25 protein-coding genes are annotated in these 21874 nt (G+C 74.3%); 19 read left to right on the top strand and 6 right to left on the bottom strand.

The window, feature by feature from the left end; genetic code table 11:
- Positions 1–89: 89 nt before the first annotated feature.
- The 5 genes from ACGFIA_RS02215 (at position 90) to ACGFIA_RS02195 (ending at position 5048) form a co-directional block, all read left to right on the top strand.
- Positions 90–815, top strand: a complete 726-nt coding sequence (locus tag ACGFIA_RS02215) for a lysophospholipid acyltransferase family protein (RefSeq protein WP_357390070.1) — start codon at positions 90–92, stop codon at positions 813–815.
- Entirely contained in the window at positions 812–1819 is a 1008-nt protein-coding gene (locus tag ACGFIA_RS02210) for an NAD(P)H-dependent glycerol-3-phosphate dehydrogenase (protein ID WP_013284538.1), read from the top strand. The genes ACGFIA_RS02215 and ACGFIA_RS02210 overlap by 4 nt, the downstream gene beginning before the upstream one ends.
- Positions 1820–1830: 11 nt before the next feature.
- Complete coding sequence (locus ACGFIA_RS02205; RefSeq protein WP_393257983.1) at positions 1831–2949, top strand: cystathionine gamma-lyase; 1119 nt, start codon at positions 1831–1833, stop codon at positions 2947–2949.
- Between the two features lie 172 nt (positions 2950–3121).
- The gene (locus ACGFIA_RS02200; protein WP_393257980.1) at positions 3122–3913 is read left to right on the top strand and encodes a putative protein N(5)-glutamine methyltransferase; all 792 of its coding nucleotides are present in this window, start codon (positions 3122–3124) and stop codon (positions 3911–3913) included.
- 85 nt (positions 3914–3998) lie between these two features.
- The gene (locus tag ACGFIA_RS02195; protein WP_393257977.1) at positions 3999–5048 is read left to right on the top strand and encodes an ROK family protein; all 1050 of its coding nucleotides are present in this window, start codon (positions 3999–4001) and stop codon (positions 5046–5048) included.
- A gap of 11 nt (positions 5049–5059) precedes the next feature.
- Here the strand turns inward: ACGFIA_RS02195 and ACGFIA_RS02190 are convergent, their stop codons facing one another.
- Positions 5060–5260 (bottom strand): DUF397 domain-containing protein, encoded by a 201-nt coding sequence (locus tag ACGFIA_RS02190; protein WP_357390078.1) that lies wholly within the window; start codon positions 5258–5260, stop codon positions 5060–5062.
- Positions 5257–6108, bottom strand: a complete 852-nt coding sequence (locus ACGFIA_RS02185; RefSeq protein WP_357390080.1) for a helix-turn-helix transcriptional regulator — start codon at positions 6106–6108, stop codon at positions 5257–5259. Before ACGFIA_RS02185 ends, ACGFIA_RS02190 begins: the two co-directional genes overlap by 4 nt.
- 233 nt (positions 6109–6341) lie before the next feature.
- On the opposite strand from ACGFIA_RS02185, the gene ACGFIA_RS02180 reads away from it, so the two are divergent.
- Together ACGFIA_RS02180 and ACGFIA_RS02175 are read left to right on the top strand one after the other, a co-directional pair.
- The gene (locus tag ACGFIA_RS02180) at positions 6342–6560 is read left to right on the top strand and encodes a hypothetical protein (RefSeq protein ID WP_357390082.1); all 219 of its coding nucleotides are present in this window, start codon (positions 6342–6344) and stop codon (positions 6558–6560) included.
- A gap of 166 nt (positions 6561–6726) precedes the next feature.
- Positions 6727–7830, top strand: a complete 1104-nt coding sequence (locus ACGFIA_RS02175) for a D-alanine--D-alanine ligase family protein (protein WP_357390084.1) — start codon at positions 6727–6729, stop codon at positions 7828–7830.
- 38 nt (positions 7831–7868) lie between these two features.
- Here the strand turns inward: ACGFIA_RS02175 and ACGFIA_RS02170 are convergent, their stop codons facing one another.
- Both ACGFIA_RS02170 and ACGFIA_RS02165 read right to left on the bottom strand, forming a co-directional pair.
- Positions 7869–8459 (bottom strand): DUF3515 domain-containing protein, encoded by a 591-nt coding sequence (locus ACGFIA_RS02170; RefSeq protein WP_357390086.1) that lies wholly within the window; start codon positions 8457–8459, stop codon positions 7869–7871.
- Entirely contained in the window at positions 8460–8693 is a 234-nt protein-coding gene (locus tag ACGFIA_RS02165; protein ID WP_088646044.1) for an Lrp/AsnC ligand binding domain-containing protein, read from the bottom strand.
- A 163-nt stretch (positions 8694–8856) separates the two neighbouring features.
- Here ACGFIA_RS02165 and ACGFIA_RS02160 point away from each other — a divergent pair, with 163 nt between their 5' ends.
- Positions 8857–9807 carry a thiamine-phosphate kinase gene (locus ACGFIA_RS02160; RefSeq protein ID WP_393257970.1) on the top strand — a complete coding sequence of 317 codons (951 nt, stop codon included), beginning with the start codon at positions 8857–8859 and terminating at the stop codon, positions 9805–9807.
- 207 nt (positions 9808–10014) lie between these two features.
- Positions 10015–10482, top strand: a complete 468-nt coding sequence (locus ACGFIA_RS02155) for a GNAT family N-acetyltransferase (RefSeq protein WP_357390090.1) — start codon at positions 10015–10017, stop codon at positions 10480–10482.
- Here ACGFIA_RS02155 and ACGFIA_RS02150 read toward each other — a convergent pair.
- A complete protein-coding gene (locus tag ACGFIA_RS02150) occupies positions 10479–11735 on the bottom strand; it encodes an ATP-grasp domain-containing protein (RefSeq protein ID WP_357390092.1) in 1257 nt (418 codons plus the stop codon). The genes ACGFIA_RS02155 and ACGFIA_RS02150 overlap by 4 nt on opposite strands.
- A gap of 218 nt (positions 11736–11953) precedes the next feature.
- A complete protein-coding gene (gene rpmB, locus ACGFIA_RS02145; protein ID WP_013284551.1) occupies positions 11954–12145 on the bottom strand; it encodes a 50S ribosomal protein L28 in 192 nt (63 codons plus the stop codon).
- A gap of 210 nt (positions 12146–12355) precedes the next feature.
- On the opposite strand from rpmB, the gene ACGFIA_RS02140 reads away from it, so the two are divergent.
- The 10 genes from ACGFIA_RS02140 (at position 12356) to mutM (ending at position 21772) form a co-directional block, all read left to right on the top strand.
- On the top strand, positions 12356–13969 hold the full coding sequence (locus tag ACGFIA_RS02140; RefSeq protein ID WP_357467246.1) for a DAK2 domain-containing protein: 1614 nt from the start codon (positions 12356–12358) through the stop codon (positions 13967–13969).
- Entirely contained in the window at positions 13966–16167 is a 2202-nt protein-coding gene (gene recG / locus ACGFIA_RS02135) for an ATP-dependent DNA helicase RecG (protein ID WP_357467249.1), read from the top strand. The genes ACGFIA_RS02140 and recG overlap by 4 nt, the downstream gene beginning before the upstream one ends.
- Before the next feature lie 197 nt (positions 16168–16364).
- Positions 16365–16928 (top strand): 16S rRNA (guanine(966)-N(2))-methyltransferase RsmD, encoded by a 564-nt coding sequence (rsmD, locus tag ACGFIA_RS02130; protein WP_357390098.1) that lies wholly within the window; start codon positions 16365–16367, stop codon positions 16926–16928.
- Entirely contained in the window at positions 16925–17401 is a 477-nt protein-coding gene (gene coaD, locus ACGFIA_RS02125) for a pantetheine-phosphate adenylyltransferase (protein ID WP_357390100.1), read from the top strand. The genes rsmD and coaD overlap by 4 nt, the downstream gene beginning before the upstream one ends.
- 276 nt (positions 17402–17677) lie before the next feature.
- Entirely contained in the window at positions 17678–18175 is a 498-nt protein-coding gene (locus ACGFIA_RS02120; RefSeq protein WP_262014767.1) for a hypothetical protein, read from the top strand.
- A 124-nt stretch (positions 18176–18299) separates the two neighbouring features.
- Positions 18300–18863, top strand: coding sequence for a DUF177 domain-containing protein (locus tag ACGFIA_RS02115; protein WP_013474351.1), 564 nt, complete (start codon positions 18300–18302; stop codon positions 18861–18863).
- A 5-nt stretch (positions 18864–18868) separates the two neighbouring features.
- Positions 18869–19042, top strand: a complete 174-nt coding sequence (gene rpmF / locus ACGFIA_RS02110; protein ID WP_073830392.1) for a 50S ribosomal protein L32 — start codon at positions 18869–18871, stop codon at positions 19040–19042.
- Positions 19043–19174: 132 nt separating this feature from the next.
- The gene (locus ACGFIA_RS02105; RefSeq protein WP_357390119.1) at positions 19175–20134 is read left to right on the top strand and encodes a phosphate acyltransferase PlsX; all 960 of its coding nucleotides are present in this window, start codon (positions 19175–19177) and stop codon (positions 20132–20134) included.
- Positions 20131–20922, top strand: a complete 792-nt coding sequence (rnc, locus tag ACGFIA_RS02100) for a ribonuclease III (protein ID WP_357390103.1) — start codon at positions 20131–20133, stop codon at positions 20920–20922. Before ACGFIA_RS02105 ends, rnc begins: the two co-directional genes overlap by 4 nt.
- On the top strand, positions 20915–21772 hold the full coding sequence (mutM, locus tag ACGFIA_RS02095) for a bifunctional DNA-formamidopyrimidine glycosylase/DNA-(apurinic or apyrimidinic site) lyase (RefSeq protein ID WP_357390105.1): 858 nt from the start codon (positions 20915–20917) through the stop codon (positions 21770–21772). The genes rnc and mutM overlap by 8 nt, the downstream gene beginning before the upstream one ends.
- Positions 21773–21874 lie beyond the last annotated feature (102 nt).

The raw sequence follows: 21874 nt of genomic DNA, 5'->3' as shown, positions 1-21874 counted from the left end.
GCGGAGAGCGCTGGTACCCGCACTGGCCGCAGCGGGGGCGAACAGGCATGATTCTGTGCCGGGGCGCGTGGGCGGATCGAGGAGGCACAGTGGCACGGCGGAGGCTGGGGTTCTGGCGACGACTCGCCGTGGTGCTGGTGAAACCGCTGATGACGGTCTGGACCCGGCGCACCTGGCGGGGCATGGAGCACCTGCGCCACGACGGCGGCGTGATCCTCGTGCCCAACCACATCTCGCACGCCGACCCGCTGGTGGTCGCGCACTACATCTACGACGCCGGGCGCTGGCCGCGCTTCCTCGGCAAGGCGAGCGTGTTCCGGGTGCCGGTGGTCGGCGGGATCCTGCACCGGTGCCAGCAGATCCCGGTCGAGCGCGGCACCGTCGAGGCGGTCAAGTCGCTGGACAAGCTGGTCGCCGCGCTGGCCGAGGGGGGCGCGGTGGTGATCTACCCGGAGGGCACCACCACCCGCGAGCCGGACCTGTGGCCGATGAAGGGCAAGACCGGCGCGGCCCGGCTGGCGCTGGCCACCGGCGCCCCGGTGGTCCCGATCGCCATGGTCGGCCCGGAACGGATGTTCGACCCGCGTACGGCCCGGTTCGGGCTGCGTCCGCGTACCCCGGTGACGGTGATCGCCGGACCGCCGGTGGACCTGAGCCCCTGGGCCGGCGCCACGCCGACCCGGCCGATCCTGGAGGAGATGACGGACACCATCATGCTGCGCATCCGGGATCTGGTCGCGGAGATCCGCGGCGGCACGCCACCGCCGCTCTGGCAGCGGCCCGCCCGCACCGGCACCCGGGAGGTCACCGAATGAGCGGGCACGTCGCCGTGCTGGGCGCCGGTTCCTGGGGGACCGCGTTCGCCAAGATCCTCGCCGACGCCGGGCGGGACGTCACGGTCCTGGCCCGCCGGGCCGCGGTGGCCGAGGCGATCCGGACCGGGCGGCACAACCCGGAGTACCTGCCGGGGATCCGCCTGCCCGAGCGGGTGACCGCCACCGGCGACGCCGCCGAGGCGATCGAGGGGGCCGAGGTGGTGGTGCTCTCGGTGCCCTCGCAGACGCTGCGCGGCAACCTCGCCGACTGGACGCCGTACCTGGCGCCGGACGCCACGCTCGTGTCGCTGATGAAGGGCATCGAGCTGGGCACCACCAAGCGGATGAGCCAGGTGATCACGGAGACCGCCGGGGTGCCCGCCGACCGGGTGGTGGTCGTCTCCGGGCCCAACCTGGCACCGGAGATCGCCGCCGAGCAGCCGGCCGCCACTGTGGTCGCGGGCACCGACAGCCGCCGCACCGCGCTGGTACAGGCGTCAATCCGTACGCCGTACTTCCGCCCGTACACGAACGACGACGTGATCGGCTGCGAGCTGGGCGGCGCGGTGAAGAACGTGATCGCGCTGGCGTACGGCATCGCCACCGCGATGGGCTTCGGCGACAACACCCGGGCCATGCTGATGACCCGCGGCCTGGCCGAGACCGCCCGGCTGGGCGTGGCGCTCGGCGCCGACCCGATCACGTTCGCCGGGCTGGCCGGCATGGGTGACCTGGTCGCCTCCTGCTCGTCGCCGATGGCCCGCAACCGCACCTTCGGCGAGCACCTGGGCCGGGGGGAGACGCTGGAGCAGGCCCAGGCGGCCACCCGGCAGACCGCCGAGGGCGTCAAGAGCTGCCTGGCCATCCGCGACCTGGCCCGGGCGCACGGGGTGGAGATGCCGATCACCGAGCAGATCGAGCGGATCTGTCACGAGGGGATGGATCCGCGCCTGGCGGTGGACGCGCTGATGAGCCGTACCGCCAAGCCCGAGTCGTACGAGTGAGCGGAGCCGGGATGAGCAGCGAGCACTGGGGTGACGGGACGCGCAGCGTGCACGCCGGCCTGCCGGACTCCGTACCGGGGCAGCCGTTCCTGCCCGGCCCGGTCTTCGCCGCGCCGTACCACCTGGACCCGCAGCGCGGCCCGTCGGCGGCGGCGGACGGGTACGGCCGGCCGGACAACCCGACCCGGCGGCTGCTGGAGACGGCGATCGGCGAGCTGGAGGGCGGCGACTGCCGCGTCTTCGCCAGCGGCCAGGCCGCCATCACCGGGCTGCTGCTGACAGTGCTGCGTCCCGGTGACACCGTGCTCCTGCCCGCCGACGGCTACTACGCGGTGCGCTCGTTCGCCTCGGACACCCTGGAACGGCTCGGCGTACGCGTGGTGCTCGTGCCGACCGCCGGGCCGTACCCGTCGTTCGAGGGTGTGCGGCTGGTGCTGCTGGAGACCCCGGCGAACCCCGGCCTGGACGTCGTCGACGTCGCGGCGGTGGCCGGTGCCGCGCACGCCGCCGGCGCGCTGGTGGCGGTGGACAACACCACCGCCACGCCGCTCGGGCAGCGCCCGCTGGACCTCGGCGCGGACGTGGTGGTCGCCTCCGGCACCAAGGCGCTGACCGGCCACTCGGACCTGCTGCTGGGCTACCTGGCCACCCGGGACGCCGGGCTGCGGGACGCGGCGACAACCTGGCGCAACGCCACCGGCGGAGTGCCGGGTGCGTTCGACTGCTGGCTGGCCCACCGGTCACTGGCCACGCTGGACCTGCGGCTGGCCCGGCAGACCGCGAACGCGGGGGCGCTGGCCGACCTGCTCGCGGCCCGCCCGGACGTCACCGGCGTGCGGTGGCCCGGCCGGCCGGACGACCCGGCGTACCCGGTCGCGTCGGCACAGATGCGCCGCGTGCCGGGCGTGCTCTCGTTCGACCTGGGCGACGAGGGCCGGGTGGCCCGCTTCCTCGGCGCCTCGCGGCTGGTGGCCGCCGCGACCTCGTTCGGCGGGCTGCACACCACTGCCGACCGGCGGGCCCAGTGGGGCGACGCCACGACGCCGGGCTTCGTGCGGTTCTCCTGCGGCGTCGAGGACACCGCCGACCTGCTCGCCGACGTGGCCGCCGCGCTCGACGCGGCGGGCTGACGGCGTACCGGCCGCTGGGCTATCGTGACGGGCAGCCACGGCCCGTGCGGCCCCGACCCGAGGAGGTGAGTCCGATCCACAAGCAGAGGACCGGCGCTCCCTCCGAGTCCGCGTCGCCTCGGGGCTGAGGCGACGCCGGGGGCGCCGACGAGCGCTTCCCGAAAGGCTTGCCATGGCATCCACCGTGTTCACCCCCGATCGTCCGGCCCTCGTCCGGCGGCTGCGCGCCGCCGGCTGCGTCTTCGCCGAGGACGAGGCGGACCTGCTGATCGCCGCCGCCGACTCGGCGCAGGCGTTGACCCGGCTGGTCGACCGTCGCGTCGCCGGCCTGCCGCTGGAGCACCTGCTCGGCTGGGCCGAGTTCTGCGGCCGGCGGATCGCCGTACACCCGGGGGTCTTCGTGCCGCGGGGTCGTACCGCGCTGCTGGTCGACGCGGCGGCGGCGCTGGCCGGGCCGGCGCCGGCGGTGCTCGACCTGTGCTGCGGCTCCGGTGCCGCCGCGGTGGTGCTGCACGAGCGGCTCGCGCCCCGCTGGCTGGCCGCCGCCGACATCGACCCGGTGGCGGTGGCCTGCGCCCGGCGCAACCTCGAACCACTCGGTGTCCCGGTCTACCAGGGCGACCTGTTCGACGCGCTGCCGGCCGGCCGGCGTGGGCGGCTGGACCTGGTGGTGGCGAACGCGCCGTATGTGCCGACCGCCGCGGTGTCCTCGCTGCCGGCCGAGGCACGCCTGTACGAGGCGCCGGTGGCCCTGGACGGCGGCGCGGACGGCCTGGCCGTGTTGCGCCGGGTCGCCTCCGGCGCGGCCGAATGGCTCGCCCCGGGCGGGCACGTCGTGGTCGAGACGAGCGTCGCGCAGGCCCCGGAACTGTGCGCCGTGTTCACCGCCGCCGGGCTCGACCCGGACGTGGTACGCGACGAGGAGTGGGAGGCCACGGCGGTCACCGCCCGCCGTCCCGGCTGACCGCCACGGGGAGTCCGCGCGGGGGCGTGGCGGGTGGCCCGGGCGGGAACTAGCCTCGGGTCAGGCGCGGCGGGAGGCGGTGGCGGTGGGCAGCGCAGGGGTGCCGGTGGTGGTGGGGCTGGACAACGGGGGCACGAGTGACAACGCCACGGTGCTGACCGTCGACGGCCGGTTCCTGGTGGACGGGCTGCTGGAGATCCCGAGCGAGGTCGGCGCCGGCCCGGAGGCGGCGGTGGAGGCGCTGGCGCGGGCGTTCGACGGCGTGCTGGCGCACACCGGTGTGCCGCGTGACCTGGTCCGCGCGGTCGGGCTGGACACTCCCGGCCCGGCCAGCGCCACCGGCGTCATCTCCTCGCGCGGCTCGACGAACTTCTCCCAGCCCGCCTGGCGGGGCTTCGACGTGCGCAGCGCGCTGGAGCGGCGGCTCGGCCTGCCGGTGGTGTACGCGAACGACGGCAACGCCGCCGCGCTCTACGCCCACCACGTGCACTTCGGCGCCGAGGCGATGGCCCGGTCGTCGGTGTCGGCGATCGTCGGCACCGGGCTGGGCGGCGGCGTGGTGGAGTCCGGCCGGGTGGTCGGCGGCGCGGCCGGCATGGCCGGCGAGTTCGGGCACGTGCACATCCCGCTGGACGGCCTGGTCGAGCCGGACCAGGCGGCGCCGGTCTGCGCCTGCGGCTTCACCGGGGACGCGGAGAGCGTCGCCTCGCTCACCGCGATCCGGCGTAACCTGCTGCCGTACTGGCTGGCCCGGCACCCGGAGCATCCGCTCGCGGCGGAGGAGCCGGACCGGGCGGCGAAGCTGCTGCGCGGCTACGGCGAGCGGGGCGACCCGCTGGCCCGCCTGGTGTTCACCCAGCAGGCCAAGGCGCTGGGCCGGCTGTTCACCATCGCGGCCAACTTCACCGATCCGCACGCGTACTTCGTCGGCGGCGGTGTGGTGGAGGCGGCGCCGGAGTTCCGGGACTGGTTCCTCGCCACGGTCGCCGAGCACACGGTGCTCCGGGAGGAGCAGCGGGCGGTGGCCACCTTCGCGCTGGTGCCGGACCGGGACATGGCCGGGGCGCGCGGGGTGGCCATCGCGGCGCTGGAGGCGGTACGCGGCACCCTCAACGGCGCCGCCCCGCTCGGCTGAGGCCGGGCCGCTCAGGCGCGCGGCGGCGCGGCGGTGAACGCGGCCCAGGCGTGCGGCGGGAACACCAGCACCGGGCCGGCCGGATCCTTCGAGTCGCGGACCGCCACCGCGCCGGTCAGCGGGGCCATCTCCACACAGGCGCCCTCGTCGCCGCTGTGGCTGCTCTTGCGCCAGCCGGCCGGCGCCGGTGCGGCGCGGTTCGTGCCGTTCATCTGGTCACCTCTCGTTCCAGGCGGAGGAGCTGGTCCCGGCTGGCCGCCGGGCTCAGCGCCACGGTCCGCAGATGCTCCATGATCTTGACGCAGGTACGCAGGTCACCCGGCCGGTCCAGGATCATCTGCCCGGCGACGGTCTCCACCGAGGCGATGATCGGATCCGCCGGGTCGGCGAACTCCAGGATGTGCAGTGATCCCCGGGTGCCCCGGTGGTAGCCGGCGGCCAGCGGGATCACCTGCACCGTCACGTTCGGCAGCTCGGTCGTCTTGAGCAGATGCCGCAGCTGGCCGGACATGACCGAGCGGTCACCGACCGGGCGCAGCAGCGCGGCCTCGTCGATGATGGCGTCGAGGATCGGCGGCTCGGCGCCGGAGAGCCGCTGCTGGCGGTCCAGCCGTAGCCGGACCCGCTGCTCCACCTGCTCGTCGCTGAGCGTGTGCGGCCCGCCGCGCATCACGCCGCGGATGTAGTCGGCGGTCTGGAGCAGGCCGGGCACCACCGACGGCTCGAAGTTCGCGATGCCGGTGGCCTCCGCCTCCAGCGCGATGAAGTCGATGGTCCGGCGGTCCAGCAGGTACGAGTAGGACACCCACCAGCCGGGCTTGCGGGCGTCCTTGGCGAGCTCCACTGCCGCGGCGATCTCGTCCGGGCCCACGCCGTAGCTGGTCAGCAGCGCGCGCACGGTGGCGGGACTGATCAGCGTCTGCGCGTTCTCGTAGCGGGACAGCGTGCTCCGGGTGCTGTTGATCTCGTCGGCCGCGGCCTCCAGGGTGAGGCCGGCGGCCTCCCTGTGGGTCCGCAGGGCGATGCCGAGCCGTCGGGCCCGGGCGGTTTTCGGCGCCATGCATCGATGATCGCACATCTCTTGGGAATGCGGGCGTGAGAGAAAGTCGATGAGAGTTGCATTCATGCTCATAAACATGTCAATGTGTGACGGCGTCCTCGCCGCCGGTTGTCGTGGCGACGGTGGTGGTGAGCGACCGGAGGGGATGGGGCGCGCGGCGGTCGGATTCTTACTCCCCCACGATCCGGCCGTCGCGTGCCCTGCCGGTCCACGAGACGGGGAGGGGTGCCGCGATGACCAGGTTCCTCGTGGTCCTCACCGACGTGCGCCAAGGCATGTGGCGCGACGAACGGACCAGCCCCGAGCGCCGCCGTCAGGTGGTCGGCGCGAGCAGCCGGGAGGCGGCCGACCGGATCGCCGGCGCGTTCATGGCGCTGGGCATGGTGCGGGCCGGACGGCAGCGGGTGAAGGTCATCGCGGTCGGCCGCCGGCCCCGGCATCCGGCCTGCTGAGCACCACCGTTCCGTTACTCCCCGTATATGTCACCCTGACCGTTTGCCACGCGACTCCGTGTCTCCCCGGGTAACGACCACCGCTTGCGGCAACGCACAGTAAGGTCAGTCGGGTGAGCGCCACCGGCGAGCACGGCCAGCCGCAGTCGCGAACGATGAGGTGACAATGACCACCCCAGGTAAGACCCGCGTGGCGATCGTCTTCGGCGGCCGCAGCCCCGAACACGGCATCTCCTGCGTCAGCGCGGGCAGCGTGCTGGCCGCCCTCGACCCGGACGAGTTCGAGGTGGTCCCGGTCGGCATCACCCGGCAGGGCCAGTGGGTGCTCGCCAGCGGCGACCCGAGCCGGCTCGCCATCGCCGACCGCAAACTGCCCGAGATCACCGCCGGCTCCGGCGCCGAACTGGTGCTGCGAGCCGACCCCGCCGTCGGCGGCCTGATGGTGCTCGACCCCGCCCAGGGGCCGGTGGCACTGGCCGACGTGGACGTGGTGTTCCCGGTGCTGCACGGCGCGTACGGCGAGGACGGCACGATCCAGGGGATGCTGGAGATGGCCGACATCCCCTACGTCGGCGCGAACGTCTTCGCCTCCGCCGCCGCCATGGACAAGGAGTTCACCAAGAAGCTCTGCGCCGCCGAGGGCATCCCGGTCGGCCCGTACGCGGTGCTGCGCGCCGGCATGTCGCTCAGCGAGGAGGACAAGGAGCGCCTGGGGCTGCCCGTCTTCGTCAAGCCGTCCCGGGCCGGCTCCTCGTTCGGCATCACCAAGGTCGACGACTGGGCCGACCTGGACGCCGCGCTCGTCACCGCCCGCGAGATCGACAGCAAGGTGCTCGTCGAGGGCGCCGTGGTGGGCCGCGAGATCGAGTGCGGCGTGCTGGAGGGCGAAGCCGGTGGCGCCCCCGAGGCGTCGGTGCTCGCCGAGGTGCGGATGATCGGCGACCGCGACTGGTACGACTTCGAGGCCAAGTACATCTTCGCCGACGAGGTCTGCGAGTACGACGTACCGGCCGACCTGCCCGAGCCGGTGGCCCGGCAGGTGCGCGACTACGCCACCCGGGCCTTCACCGCCCTGGACTGCTCCGGCCTGGCCCGAGTCGACTTCTTCGTCACCCCGCAGATGGACGTCTACCTCAACGAGATCAACACGATGCCGGGCTTCACCCCGACGTCGATGTTCCCGAGGATGTGGTCGGCCAGCGGGCTGGAGTACCCGAAGCTGGTGAACCGGCTGATTCGTACCGCCCTGCACCGCCACACCGGCCGCTGACCGCCTGTCCCGCCACGCCGGCCGCCGGCCGGCGGGCGTCAGGCGGAGCAGCCCGAGGGGGCCTGTTTCGCCGAGGGGACCGAGCTGACGATCGTGTCGGAGATCGAGGTCACCCACTGCAGCGGCGGCTCGTACGACTTCGGTACCCGGACCCGGATCGGGGTCTCCCGGTCGACGGTGGTCAGCACCGTGGCGTCGGCCTCCTCGGCCGCGTGCCAGCAGACCTTGTTGACAGTCCACACCTCGTCGGTGGGCGGGAACTGCGCCGGGCTGCCGCCGCAAGCAATGGTCAGCGCCGGATCGCCGTACGCGGCGTTCTGCTCCGGGCCCGCGGTGACGGGGCGCTGCGGCAGGTCACGCACGCGGTCCGGAAGCTGCGACATCAGGGCCCGGCAGAGCACTGTCGGGCGCTCGGCCAGCGCCGGAGCGGGCATCTCGACCGGCGCGCTGGACTGCGCCCGAGGGCTCGCCGACGCGCTCGGCTCGGCCTCCGGCGACTCCGGGGCCAGCTTGGCGAACGTGAACGCGGCCACCGCCACGGTCACCGGCACCGCGACGAGTGTGGCCCAGAGTGCGGCACGGCGGGTGCCGCCGTCCCGGCGGGGAGAGGAGGTGTCCTTCTCGTCCACTTACAGCCGCACCACCGAACACGTGAGCGTGCGGGTGATGCCGGGCACCATCTGCACGTTGCTGACGATGAGTTTGCCGAGCTCGTCGACGGTGTTCGCCTCGGTGAGCACCACCACGTCGTACGGCCCGGTGACGGCGTCGACCCGTACCACGCCGGCCAGATCCGCGATCAGACCGGCCACGTCACGCGCCCGGCCGACCTCGGTCTGGATGAGGATGTACGCCTGTACCACGACTCGACCTCCGTCCGTCGCCTCCGGGCGACCCGAAGGGTGAAACTACCGTACTGAGCGGCTGTGATCCCTATCGGTTGCCGGTCGGACGCGGTGAGCGAGCACACGCCGGTACGGGTAGGGGTGGAACGTGCGGAACGACGCAGCGGAGCGAGGGGACGGAATGACTGTCACTGATGTCGGCGAGTTCGGCCTGATCGGCCGGGTGACCGCCCGGCTGGCGCAGGGACGGAACTGCCTGCTCGGCCCCGGCGACGACGGCGCGGTGGTGGCCGCGCCGGACCGGCGGGTGGTCGCCTCGACCGACGTGCTGGTGGAGGGGCGGCACTTCCGCCGGGACTGGTCGTCGGCGCGGGACGTGGGGCACCGGGCGGCGGCGGCCAACCTCGCCGACATCGCCGCCATGGGCGCCACCCCGACCGCGCTGCTCGTCGCGCTCTGCATGCCGGCCGAGCTGGACCCGGCCTGGGCTGAGGAACTGGCCGACGGGCTGGGCGCGGAGGCGGCACTGGTCGGCGCGAGCGTGGTCGGCGGGGACATGTCCGGCAGCCCGACGCTCACCATCGCGGTGACGGCGCTCGGCGACCTGGCCGGCCGCGACCCGGTGGTCCGCTCCGGCGCCCGCCCCGGCGACGTGGTGGCGCTGGCCGGGCGCACCGGCTGGGCGGCGGCCGGCTACACGGTGCTGTCCCGGGGTTTCCGCACGCCCCGGCTGCTGGTCGAGGCGTTCCGCCGCCCCGAGGTGCCGTACGCCGCCGGACCGACTGCCGCAGCGGCGGGGGCCACCGCCATGATCGACGTGTCGGACGGGTTGCTGGCCGACCTCGGGCACGTGGCGACCGCCAGCGGCGTGGCGATCGACCTGAACCGCGACGCGTTCGAGGTGCCCCGGCAGATGCGGGACGCGGCGCAGGCGCTCGGCGTCGACCCGTACACCTGGATCCTGGCCGGCGGCGAGGACCACGCGCTGGCGGCGACCTTCCCGGCGGACGCCGCGTTGCCCGACGGCTGGCGGCCGGTCGGGCGGGTGGCGGACGGCGCCGGGGTCACCGTCGACGGCGGCGCCTACAGCGGCCCGCGCGGCTGGGACCACTTCCGCCGGACGGCGGACTAGCTGGTACGGCCGCCGGACGGCGGACTAGCTGGTACGGCCGCCGGACGGCGGACTAGCTGGTACGGCCGCCGGACGGCGGACCAGCTGGTACGGCCGCCGGACGGCGGATCAGCGGGTCGCGCGGCGGACCAGCGGGCCGGAGTGATCTGCGTCCGACCCCGGGCCGGCCGCCCGAAGCCGGGCCGGTGGCGGTCGTAACCTGGCACGGTGAGCGAGATCGAGATCCGGGAGCGGCGCTTCGACGCGCCCGAGTCGCGGGCGCTGATCCGGGCGGCGCTGGCCGACCTCGGCGCCCGGTACGGCGGCAGCGGCGACGAGACCCCCGTCGACGCGGCCGAGTTCACCCCGCCGGACGGCGTGTTCCTCGTCGCCTACCTGGACGGGCGGCCGGTGGGCTGCGGCGGCTGGCGCAGCCACGGCGAGGACGGCGACACGGCCGAGCTGAAGCGGATGTACACCGACCCGGCGGCCCGGGGCCGGGGCGTGGCCCGCTCGGTGCTCGCCGCGGTCGAGCGGTCCGCCCGCGACCACGGCCGCAAGCGGATCGTGCTGGAGTGCGGCGACAAGCAGCCCGAGGCGATCGCCATGTACACCTCGGCCGGCTACGAGCGGATCCCGAACTTCGGCTTCTACAAGGACGCCCCGGGCTGCCTGTCGTACGGCCGTACCCTCTAGTCCACCGAGATGCGGATCGTCCCGGCGGCGCGGCGGGCGGCGTCCGCCGCCTCGTCCGGTGTCGCGCCCCAGGCCATCAGGTGCCCGCTGCGGTGCGCCGAGGAGAGCAGCTCCGGCACTGTCTGACCGACCTTCGTCTCCACCCGCACGTCGAGCACGCCCGGCACGCGCAGCGCGTCGCGCCGGCCGTCCACGGCGGTGACCCGGCCGGGCGGCGCGATCAGGAACTCGATCGCCGCCGCACCGCTGGCCCGCGCCGGCAGCGCCGGCCGTTCACCGCGCAGGATCCGCAGGTACGCCTCGATGACGTCCCGCTCGTAGGCGATCGAGATGAGCGCGGTGATCATGTCGCCGGGCATCCGGGCCGCGCACTCCACGAGCGTCGGGACGCCGTCGACCAGGATCCACTCGCTGTGCAGCATGCCGCTGCGGAAGTCGGCCGCCTCGGCGAGGCGTACCGCGGCGGCGCGCAGCGCGTCGTGCGCGGCGGCGGGCAGCGCGGACGGCACGGTGTGGCCGGTCTCGACCGGGTACCGGCCACCGGCGATCCGCTTGTCGGTGACGTTTGCGAAGACCACGTCGCCCTCGGCCACCAGCAGCTCCACGCTGTGCTCGGAGCCGACCAGCAGTTCCTCGACCAGCACGCCGGTGGGCAGGCCGCGCTCGGTCGCCTCGGCCGGGTCGGGCGGGGTGGCGCTTGCCGCCCAGCGGGCCGGCACCTCGGCCGGGTCGGTGATCAGCTGCACGCCCAGGCTGCCGGAGCGGCGGGTGGGCTTGAGCACGCACCGGCCGCCGTGCGCCCGCGCGAACTCCACCGCCCGCGCCGGGTCGTCGACCAGCTCGTACGCCGGGTTCGCGAGCCCGATCCGGTCGGCGAGCAGCCGCATCCGGTGCTTGTCGGAGAAGACGTCGGCGGCCTCGACCCCGGCGCCGGGGAGGCCGAGCCGCTCGGCGAGCCGGGCGGTGGCGCCGACCGCGTACTCCAGGCCGGGCAGGACCAGCCGGGCGTCGGCGAGGCCGGGCTCGCGGGCGAGCAGGGCGTCGGGGTCGAAGCCGGTCTGGTACTCGGCGGCGACGAGGCGCCCGATCATCGGCAGCCGCTCGGCGAACCGGGCCAGGTCGCGGCGGGCGATCACGTCCGGCTCCTCGACCAGCACCACGCTGCCCGACGGCAGCTCCTGGTCGAACCAGCTCAGCGAGCCGAACGACGCGCCCACCACCACCAGTTGCTCGCGACCCAGATCGAGGTCCACCGGTCACCCTCCCCACGGCTCGCGCCGGAACCGGACGGCCGGCGCAGCAGCACCCTAACCGGCCGGATCGAGGCGGTCGCCGTACGGTCGGTCAGGGGTGCGGGGGCGGGTCGGCCGATACCGGGCCGGTGGGCACGGCGGTCGCCGGACACGACAGAAGCCGGCGGACCCCGAAGGGATCCGCCGGCGACCGACGATGTTCCGGTGGCGCTACCGCGTCAGGCGCGGGTGACCTTGCCGGCCTTGATGCACGAGGTGCAGACCTGCAACTTCTTGGTGGTGCCGCCACCGGCCGGGGTACGCACCGACTGGATGTTCGGGTTCCAGCGGCGGTTGGTCCGCCGGTGCGAGTGGGACACGTTGTGGCCGAAGCCCGGCCCCTTGCCACAGACGTCGCACACGCTAGCCACGGGATACTCCTGGGATTGAAACGTTCATGAGGTCGCCGCCAGGCGCTGCCCGGGCAACCTGGTCAGGTTACCCGATGACAGTCGGTACGCCCAACCGGCCCTTTCGCGAGCCCACCCAGCGTACCGGCGTCCCGGCCGGGCCGTCCGCCGGGGCGGACACGCGGTGGACGACCCCGGCGCGTGTCGGTGCGCGCCAGTAGGCTTCCCGACGTGCTGGAGACCCTCGACGCCGCAGCGGTACGCCGCTGGTGCGCGAGCGGGCTGGCCGCCCTCCGCACCCACCAGGGCGAGATCGACGACCTGAACGTCTACCCGGTGCCCGACGGCGACACCGGCACCAACCTGGTGCTCACGCTCACCTCGGCCCAGCAGGCCCTGGCCATGGACCTCGGCACGCTTCCCGACGACGGGCACACCCCGCACGGCCACGCGCTGCGGCTGATGGCCCGGGGCGCGCTGCTCGGGGCGCGCGGCAACTCCGGGGTGATCCTCTCGCAGATCCTGCGTGGCCTCGCCGACACGCTCGCCGCCGTGCCCGCGGTGCGCGGGCGACAGCTCGCCGACGCCCTGTCCGACGCCACCACCGCCGCCTACGCCGCCGTCGCCCGGCCGGTCGAGGGCACGCTGCTGAGCGTGGTCTCCGCCGCGGCGCACGCCGCCCGCCGGGCGGACACCGACGACCTGCGCGCCGTGGCCCGGGCCGCCGCCGAGGCGGCGGCGCACGCGCTGGCGCGTACCCCCGAGCAGTTGCCGGAGCTGGCCCGCGCGGGCGTGGTCGACGCCGGCGGGCGCGGCCTGTGCCTGCTGCTGGACGCGCTGGTCGAGGTGATCACCGGGGAGAGCCTGGCGCAGCCGGCGTCCGAGCCGCCCACCCGCCGCGCGCCGGCCACCGCCGTGCGGGAGAGCGGCTCCGACGCGTACGCCTACGAGGTGCAGTATCTGCTCGACGCCACCGACGAGGCGGTGGCCCGGCTGCGCGCCGAGCTGGACGCGCTCGGTGACTCACTCGCGATCGTCGGCGACGGCGCCGGCACCTGGAACGTCCACGTGCACGTCAACGACATCGGGGCGGCGGTCGAGGCGGGCGTGGTCGCCGGCCGCCCGCACCGGATCAACGTGACCCGCTTCGCCGACCAGGCCGCCCCGGCGCCCGGACCGCGGGCGCCGCTGCCCGAGGGGCGGGCCGCCGTGGTGGTGGCCACGGGCGCGGGCATCGCGGAGCTGTTCGCGGCCGAGGGCGCCGTGGTGGTGCCCGCCAACCCGTCCACCGGCGAGCTGCTCGACGCGATCCGGGCCACCGGCGCCGCCCGGGTGGTGGTGCTCCCGAACGACCCGAACACCCAGTCGGTGGCGAGCGCGGCGGCCAGGGAGGCGCACGGCCTCGGCGTGAAGGTGAGCGTGGTGCCGACCCGCTCGCCGGTGCAGGCGCTCGCGGCGCTGGCCGTGCGTGATCCGAAGCGGCGGTTCGAGGACGACGTGATCGCGATGGCCGAGGCGGCCGGCGCCTGCCGGTACGCCGAGGTCTGCCACGCCGCCCGGGAGGCGCTCACCGTCGCCGGCCCGGCCCGCCCGGGCGACGTGCTGGCCCTGGTCGAGGGCGAGGTGCACCTGATCGGGCAGGATCTGGTCGACACCTGCACCGCAGTGGTGGACCGGATGCTCGGCGGCGGCGGTGAGCTGGTCACGCTGCTCTGCGGCGCTGACGCTCCGGCCGGGCTGGCCGACCGGGTCCGCGCGCACGTCGAGGGGGCGTGGCCGTTCGTCGAGGTGCAGGCGTACGAGGGCGGTCAGCCGCACTATCCGCTCCTGGTGGGGGTCGAATGACTGGTGAAGCGGCCACTGTCGACACGCCGCTGAAGAAGCTGGTCGGCGAGCGCACCGCGAAGGCGCTGGCCGGGCACCTCGACCTGCACACCGCGGGCGACCTGATCTACCACTTCCCGCGCCGGTACGACGAGCGCGGCGAGCACACCGACATCCGCTCGCTCGACGTGGGGGAGCAGGTCACAGTGCTCGCCCAGGTGCAGCGCACCGCCGTGCGCCCGATGCGCCAGCGGCGCGGCAACCTGCTGGAGGTGACCGTCGGCGACGGCTCCGGCGGCGTGCTCACCTGCACGTTCTTCGGCAACCAGGCGTGGCGGGAGCGGGAGCTGCGGCCCGGCCGGTGGGGGCTGTTCGCCGGCAAGGTGACCGAGTTCCGGGGCAAGCGGCAGCTCAACGGCCCGGAGTACGTCCTGCTCGGCGAGGGTGGCGAGGGCGAGGCGGCCGCAAACGAGGAGGTCGAGGAGTTCGCCGGGGCAATGATCCCGGTCTATCCGGCTGCGGCGGCGGTGCCGACCTGGGTGATCGCCCGCTGCGTCCGCGTCGTGCTCGACACGTTCACCCCGCCGGAGGACCCGTTGCCGGCCACCGTGCGGGCCACCCGCAACCTCGCCGACATCGGCACCGCGCTGCGCGAGATCCACCGCCCGACCAGCAAGGAGGCGCTCTACCGGGCCCGCCGCCGGCTGAAGTGGGACGAGGCGTTCGCCGTGCAGCTCACGCTGGTGCAGCGCAAGCACCGGGCGGCGGCGTCGCCGGGACGGGCCCGCCCGGCGAAGGCCGGCGGCCTGCTCGACGCGTTCGACGCCCGGCTGCCGTACGAGCTGACCTCCGGCCAGCAGGTCGTCGGGCGGGAGATCGCCGCCGACCTGACCCGGGCACACCCGATGCACCGGCTGCTCCAGGGCGAGGTGGGCTCCGGCAAGACGGTGGTGGCGCTGCGCGCCATGCTCCAGGTGGTCGACGCCGGTGGGCAGGCCGCGCTGCTCGCGCCGACCGAGGTGCTCGCCGCCCAGCACCACAGGGGCATCCTCGACCTGCTCGGGCCGCTCGGCCGGGCCGGTGAGCTGGGCGCCGCCGACGACGCCACACGGGTGGAGCTGATCACCGGCTCGCTCGGCGCGGCGGCCCGGCGCCGGGCGCTGGCCGAGGTGGCCGAGGGCCGCGCCGGCATCGTGCTCGGCACGCACGCCCTGCTCTACGAGGGCGTCGACTTCCACGACCTCGGCCTGGTGGTGGTGGACGAGCAGCACCGCTTCGGTGTCGAGCAACGCGACGCGCTGCGCGCCAAGGCCGAGCAGCCGCCGCACGTGCTGGTGATGACCGCGACCCCGATCCCGCGCACCGTCGCCATGACCGTCTACGGCGATCTGGAGACCTCCACGCTGTCCCAGCTTCCGCAGGGCCGCTCGCCGATCGCCTCGCACGTGGTCCCGGCGGCCGAGAAGCCGGCGTTCCTCGACCGGGCCTGGCGCCGGTTGCGCGAGGAGGTCACCAAGGGCCACCAGGCGTACGTGGTGTGCCCGCGCATCGGAGAAGGGCCGGTGTCGGACGAGGAGGCGCCGCGAGAGGACGACAACGGCCGGCGCCCGCCGCTGGCGGTGACCGAGGTGGCCCCGCTGCTGGCCGAGGGTCCGCTGCACGGGCTGCGGATCGGGGTGCTGCACGGCCGGCTGCCGGCGGACGAGAAGGACGCGGTGATGCGCGCGTTCGCCGACGGCAAGCTGGACGTGCTGGTGGCGACCACTGTGGTCGAGGTCGGCGTGAACGTGCCGAACGCGACGGTGATGATCGTGCTGGACGCCGACCGGTTCGGTGTCTCCCAGCTGCACCAGTTGCGCGGCCGGGTCGGCCGGGGCTCGGCCGCCGGTCTGTGCCTGCTGGTCACCGAGGCGGTCGAGGGTTCGTCGGCGCGGGAGCGGCTGGACGCGGTCGCCTCCACCACCGACGGCTTCAAGCTGGCCGAACTCGATCTGGAACAGCGCCGGGAGGGTGACGTGCTGGGCGCGACCCAGTCCGGCCGCCGCTCGCACCTGCGGCTGCTGTCGCTGAGACGCGACGCCGAGCTGATCCGCGACGCGCGGGCCGAGGCGATCGAACTGGTCGAGGACGATCCGGATCTGTCCCGGCACCCGGCGCTGGCGGCGTCGGTCGCCGCGCTCGTCGACGAGGAACGCGCCGAATACCTGGAGAAGGGCTGACGGCGGGCCGGCGCCGTCGCGGGGCAGCGGCACGCGCGTGGCGTGCCCAGGCTCGCGCCGGCCGGGTGGTCGACGCGCCCTCGGTGCGGGTCAGGCGGTGAAGCGGATCCGGCGGCGACGGGCCACCACGACGCGCCGGGTACGTCGTGCCCGCCTCGCGGCGTCGCGTAGCGTCGGGGCATGCGCAGGGAGCGACGGTGACCCGGATCGTGGCCGGCACGCTCGGCGGCCGGCGGATCGCCGCGCCACCGGGTGCCGGCACCCGGCCCACCTCCGACCGTGTGCGGGAGGCGCTGTTCAGCGCCGTGGACTCGCACGTCGACCTGGACGGGACACGCTTCGCCGACCTGTACGCCGGTTCCGGCGCGGTCGGCCTGGAGGCGCTGTCCCGGGGCGCGGCCCACGTGCTGCTCGTCGAGTCCGACGCGCGGGCCGCCCGGGTGATCCGGGAGAACATCGCCGCGCTCCGCGCCGCGCCGGCCGCGCGCCTGGTCACCGGCAAGGTCGCCACCGTGCTGGCGGCCGGCCCGGACGGGGAGCCGTACGACGTGGTCTTCGCCGATCCGCCGTACGCGGTGCCGGACTCCGAGATCACCGCGAATCTGGCCGCGCTCGTCGACGGCGGCTGGCTCGCCCCGGACGCCCTGGTGATCGTCGAGCGGTCCAGCCGTACCGGACCGGTCACGTGGGTGGAAGGTGTCACTCCGGAGCGCAGCAGGCGTTACGGCGAGACCACTCTTTGGTACGGTCGCCGATCATGAGACGTGCGGTCTGCCCGGGCTCGTTCGACCCGGTCACCAACGGACACCTCGACATCATCGGCCGGGCCAGCCGGCTCTTCGACGAGGTGATCGTCGGAGTGCTGGTCAACCAGTCCAAGCAGGGCCTGTTCACGGTCGAGGAGCGGATCACCATGCTCCAGGAGGTCACCGCCTCGTACGACAACGTGCGGGTGGAGTCGTTCCGCGGCCTGCTTGTCGACTTCTGCCGCGCGCAGCAGGCGAGTGTGCTGATCAAGGGCCTGCGTGCGGTGAGCGACTTCGACTACGAGCTGCAGATGGCCCAGATGAACATCGGCCTGGCCGGCGTGGAGACCCTGTTCATGCCGACCAACCCGCTCTACTCGTTCATCTCGTCCAGCCTGATCAAGGACGTGGCGAAGTGGGGCGGCGACATCTCCGCACACGTCCCCGACCTGGTCCGCGAGCAGCTCTCCGCTCGCCTCCGCCCCTGACCCCACCCACCCCCACCCCCCGCCCACGCGATCTTGCACTTTCGGCCCGGACATTCCTCCCGTAAGGGGCGAGCGCCGGGCCGAAAGTGCAAGATCGACGGGGGCGGGCGACGGGGGCGGGCGACGGGGGCGAGGGCGATGGGCGGGGAGGACGACGCGCCGGGTGGGGCGGGTGGGGTGCTTGTGGCTCGGGCGCGACATGATGTGTGGCAGCGCCGAGACCGGGCGCAGGCCGCATGATGGAGGGCGGCCGACGAAGACAGGAGTGAGGTACCGGTGGACCCGCTCGATCGCATCGACGAACTGATCGCCATGGTGGAGCAGGCCCGCTCCGTCCCGATGTCGCGCAACAACTGCATGGTCGACCGGGGCGAGATGATCGCCGTGCTCGACGAGTTGCGCGCGGAGCTCCCCGCCGACCTGCGGCGCGCCGCCGCGCTGCTGGAGGAGCGGGACAAGATCATGGAGGCCGGCAAGCGCGAGGCCGACCGGATCATCAGCGAGGGTGAGGCGGAACACGCCCGGCTGGTCTCGGTGAACGAGATCACCGTCTCGGCCGAGCACGAGGGCGCGCGGATCATCGCCGAGGCGCGGGCCGAGGCGCAGCGCCTCCGCGAGGAGGTGGACGACTACGTCGACACCGCGCTGGCCAACTTCGAGCAGTTCCTCACCCGGGCGCTGGCCTCGATAGAGCGCGGCCGGGACAAGATGCACGCGCTGCGCGAGATCGGCACCTTCGGCGGGGACGAGGCGGACCGCCCGCTACCCTTCTGAGCGGCGCGCGGGCCGGTCGCCGACAGCCGGCTGCCGTCGGGCCGGAGGTGAACCCCCGGTTCGACGGTTCGCCCGTCTGGCAGGTAACCTTCTTTGTCGGCCTCTCGACGGCCGGAGTCTGACTATGCCCAAACACTCGCCAAGCACACTCGACCCCAGGTCGCCGCTGGTCCTCGACACGAGGGAACTGCCGCGCCGACCTGGTGCGTTGCGTACGCACAAGCGGGTCGTGCCGGCACCGGCGGACCTCGGCGTGGAGTTGATCGGCGTGCCGGAGGGCGCGGACCTCGACCTCGACCTGAGGTTGGAGTCGGTGTCCGAGGGCGTGCTCGTCTCCGGGACCGTCACCGGTCCCGTCAAGGGCGAGTGCGGGCGCTGCCTGCGCGAGATCGACGACTCGTTGGCCGTGACGATCCAGGAGCTGTACGCGTACGAGAACAGCGCCACGGACGACACGACCGACACCGACGAGGTGGGCCGGATGCAGGGCGATCTGATCGACCTGGAGCCGGCGTTGCGGGACGCGGTGGTGCTGGCACTGCCGACCAACCCGCTCTGCCGGGAGGACTGCCCAGGGCTGTGCCCCGAGTGTGGGGTGCACTGGGACGATCTGCCGGCCGACCACAGCCATCAGCAGGTCGACCCGCGTTGGGCGAGCCTGACGCAACTGACCCGTACAGAGGAGTAAGAACCGTGGCCGTCCCCAAGCGCAAGATGTCGCGCAGCAACACCCGCGCCCGCCGGGCGAACTGGAAGGCCTCGGTGGTGGCGACCGTGGCCTGCCCGCAGTGCAAGTCGGCCAAGCTGCCGCACGCCGCCTGCTCCGTCTGCGGCACCTACAACGGTCGTCAGGTCCTCGAGGTCTGACGCGGCTGCCGAGTGACGTCCCCGACCACCGGTCGGGTGACGCGCGCACCAAGGCTCTCGCCCGGTGCCCCGGCTCCCTGCGCCGCCGACCGGCTTCCGGCCGGCGGACCGTCGGAGCCGGGCACCGCGCGGATCGCCGTCGACCTCCTCGGCGGGGACGATGCTCCCGCCGTCGTGGTTGACGGCGCTCTGCGAGCGGTACGCACGGACCCCGCCCTGCACCTGATGCTCGTCGGCCCGATCGAGGTGGCCGACGAGCTGATCGGCGCGCTCGAACCGGCCCAGCGCGCCCGGGTCACGGTCCGCCCGGTGCGGACCGCCGTCGGCATGGCCGACCACCCCACCGCCGCCCGTGGCGAGAGCACGGTGCGCACCGCCGTGCAGGCCGTCCGCGACGGGCTCGCCGACGCGGTCGTCTCGGCCGGCTCGACCGGCGCCACTGTCACCGCCGCCGCGCTCGGCCTGGGCCGCTGGACCGGGATCCGCCGCCCCGCGCTCGCCGCCACGCTGCCCGCCGTCGAGGGACCTGTGGTGCTGCTCGACGTCGGCGGCACGCTCGAACCCGGCCCCGCCACGCTGGCCCGGCACGCCCTCCTCGGCGCCGCCTACGCGTCGGTGGCACACGCCGTCACCGCACCCCGCGTCGGGTTGCTCTCCGTCGGCCACGAGACCGGCAAGGGCGACCGGCTGCGCCGGGTCGCCGCGCCCGCGCTCGCCGCCGCGCCGCTGCCCTGCGACGGCCGCTACGTCGGCCTGGTCGAGGGGTACGACATCTCGCTCGGCGCCCGCGCCGACGTCGTGGTGACCGACGGCTTCACCGGAAACGTCCTGCTCAAGGCCATCGAGGGCGCGTACGCCATGGCCGGCGGCCCGCCGTCGCGCGGTGGCGCCCCGCGTGCCGCGGCCCTGCTCGGGGTGGGCGGCACCGTGGTCGTGTGCCACGGCGCGGCCGGTTCCGAGGACGTCGCCTCCGGTATCGCGCTGGCCGCCCACCTGTGGCGCCGCGACGCCGCCGGGACGGTCCGCACGCTGCTCGCCGGCATCCCGCACGATCTCGCACCTGACCGACACGACACCGAGGTAGCACCATGACCAACGACAAGCGGCGGCGTGCTCCCGTCGGCCACCTGGAGGCGGCCTTCGGGGTGTCGCTCGACCCGGAACTGCTGGAACGCGCGCTGACCCACCGCTCGTACGCGTACGAGAACGGCGGCCTGCCCACCAACGAGCGGCTGGAGTTCCTGGGCGACTCGGTCCTCGGCGTGGTGATCACCACCGCGTTGTTCCACAACCACCCCGACCTGCCCGAGGGGCAGCTGGCGAAGCTGCGCGCCAGCGTGGTCAACATGCGGGCGCTCGCCGACGTGGCGCGTGGCCTGGGCCCGGACGGGCTGGGCGCGTACCTGCTGCTGGGCAAGGGCGAGGAGGCCACCGGCGGACGGGACAAGGCGAGCATCCTGGCCGACACGCTGGAGGCGCTGCTGGGCGCGATCTACCTCCAGTACGGCCTGGACACCGCGGCCATCGTCATCCACCGGCTGTTCGACCCGCTGATGGCCGAGTCGGCGGGCCGGGGCGCGGCGCTGGACTGGAAGACCAGCCTCCAGGAGCTGACCGCCGCGCTGGGGCTCGGCGTGCCCGAGTACCGGATCGAGGGCACCGGGCCGGATCACCTCAAGACGTTCACCGCCTGGGTGGTGGTCGCCGGGAACCGCTACGGCGGCGCGGAGGGACGCAGCAAGAAGGAGGCCGAGCAGCGCGCGGCCGAGTCGGCCTGGCGGACGCTGAACGAGCAGGCCGAGGCCGAGGCGGCGGCGCGGGCCGAGGCCGCGGCCCGGGACGAGGCGGCGGACGTCGAGGCGGGCGCCGGCCGTGCCTGAGCTGCCCGAGGTCGAGACCGTCCGGCAGGGGCTGGCGCAGTGGGTGATCGGCCGGCGGATCGCCGCCGTCGAGGTGCGCCACCCCCGGGCGGTTCGCCGGCACGCGCCCGGTGGCGCGCACTTCGCCGACGTGCTCGCCGGCCGGACGGTCACCGGCGTGCGGCGCCGGGGCAAGTACCTCTGGCTGCCGCTGGACAGCGGCGACGCGGTGATCGGCCACCTCGGCATGTCCGGCCAGCTGCTGTTGCAGCCGGTCGGCGCGGCCGACGAGCTGCACCTGCGGGTCCGGTTCCGGTTCGCCGACGACGGGCCGGAGCTGCGCTTCGTCGACCAGCGCACGTTCGGCGGGCTGTCCGTGTCCGCCGGTGGGGCGGAGCTGCCCGCCGAGATCGCCCACATCGCGCGCGATCCGATGGACCCGGAGTTCTCGGACGAGGCGTTCGTGGCGGCGTTGCGCCGCAGGCGTACGGAGATCAAACGCGCGTTGCTCGACCAGACGCTGATCTCCGGGGTGGGCAACATCTACGCCGACGAGGCACTGTGGCGGGCGAAGCTGCACGGCACCCGCCCGGCCGACGCGCTCACCCGTCCGGCCGCGCTGCGCCTGCTCGGGCACGTCCGGGACGTGCTCGCCGAGGCGATCAAGCAGGGCGGCACCAGCTTCGACGAGCTGTACGTCAACGTCAACGGCGAGAGCGGCTACTTCGACAGGTCGCTGAACGCGTACGGCCGGGAGGGGGAGCCCTGCCCGCGCTGCGGCGCGCCGATCCGGCGGGAGGCGTTCATGAACCGCTCCTCCTACAGCTGCCCGCGATGCCAGCCCCGGCCCAGGGGCACCCTCCGGGGATGACCCCGAGCCGGTTCGGGGTTGCACCGGTGTGCATCGCCGGACGGTCCCCGGAGACGCGCCGGAGCGTACCCGGAGATGCCCTTTTCCGCCCGGTCCGCGCGG

Source organism: Micromonospora sp. NPDC049203, from assembly GCF_043197215.1.
In the GTDB taxonomy this organism is placed as follows: domain Bacteria; phylum Actinomycetota; class Actinomycetes; order Mycobacteriales; family Micromonosporaceae; genus Micromonospora.
This window is presented reverse-complemented; position numbering and strand designations above follow the sequence as displayed.

What these genes read in the sequence shown, in the direction of transcription:
- ACGFIA_RS02115 (WP_013474351.1), top strand. Translation starts at nt 18,300, where the DNA reads ATGCCCAAACACTCGCCAAGCACACTCGACCCCAGGTCGCCGCTGGTC.
- ACGFIA_RS02190 (WP_357390078.1), bottom strand. Translation starts at nt 5,260, where the DNA reads ATGAACGGCACGAACCGCGCCGCACCGGCGCCGGCCGGCTGGCGCAAG.
- ACGFIA_RS02185 (WP_357390080.1), bottom strand. Translation starts at nt 6,108, where the DNA reads ATGGCGCCGAAAACCGCCCGGGCCCGACGGCTCGGCATCGCCCTGCGG.
- ACGFIA_RS02205 (WP_393257983.1), top strand. Translation starts at nt 1,831, where the DNA reads ATGAGCAGCGAGCACTGGGGTGACGGGACGCGCAGCGTGCACGCCGGC.
- ACGFIA_RS02210 (WP_013284538.1), top strand. Translation starts at nt 812, where the DNA reads ATGAGCGGGCACGTCGCCGTGCTGGGCGCCGGTTCCTGGGGGACCGCG.
- coaD (WP_357390100.1), top strand. Translation starts at nt 16,925, where the DNA reads ATGAGACGTGCGGTCTGCCCGGGCTCGTTCGACCCGGTCACCAACGGA.
- rnc (WP_357390103.1), top strand. Translation starts at nt 20,131, where the DNA reads ATGACCAACGACAAGCGGCGGCGTGCTCCCGTCGGCCACCTGGAGGCG.
- ACGFIA_RS02160 (WP_393257970.1), top strand. Translation starts at nt 8,857, where the DNA reads ATGACTGTCACTGATGTCGGCGAGTTCGGCCTGATCGGCCGGGTGACC.
- recG (WP_357467249.1), top strand. Translation starts at nt 13,966, where the DNA reads ATGACTGGTGAAGCGGCCACTGTCGACACGCCGCTGAAGAAGCTGGTC.
- ACGFIA_RS02200 (WP_393257980.1), top strand. Translation starts at nt 3,122, where the DNA reads ATGGCATCCACCGTGTTCACCCCCGATCGTCCGGCCCTCGTCCGGCGG.
- ACGFIA_RS02180 (WP_357390082.1), top strand. Translation starts at nt 6,342, where the DNA reads ATGACCAGGTTCCTCGTGGTCCTCACCGACGTGCGCCAAGGCATGTGG.
- ACGFIA_RS02175 (WP_357390084.1), top strand. Translation starts at nt 6,727, where the DNA reads ATGACCACCCCAGGTAAGACCCGCGTGGCGATCGTCTTCGGCGGCCGC.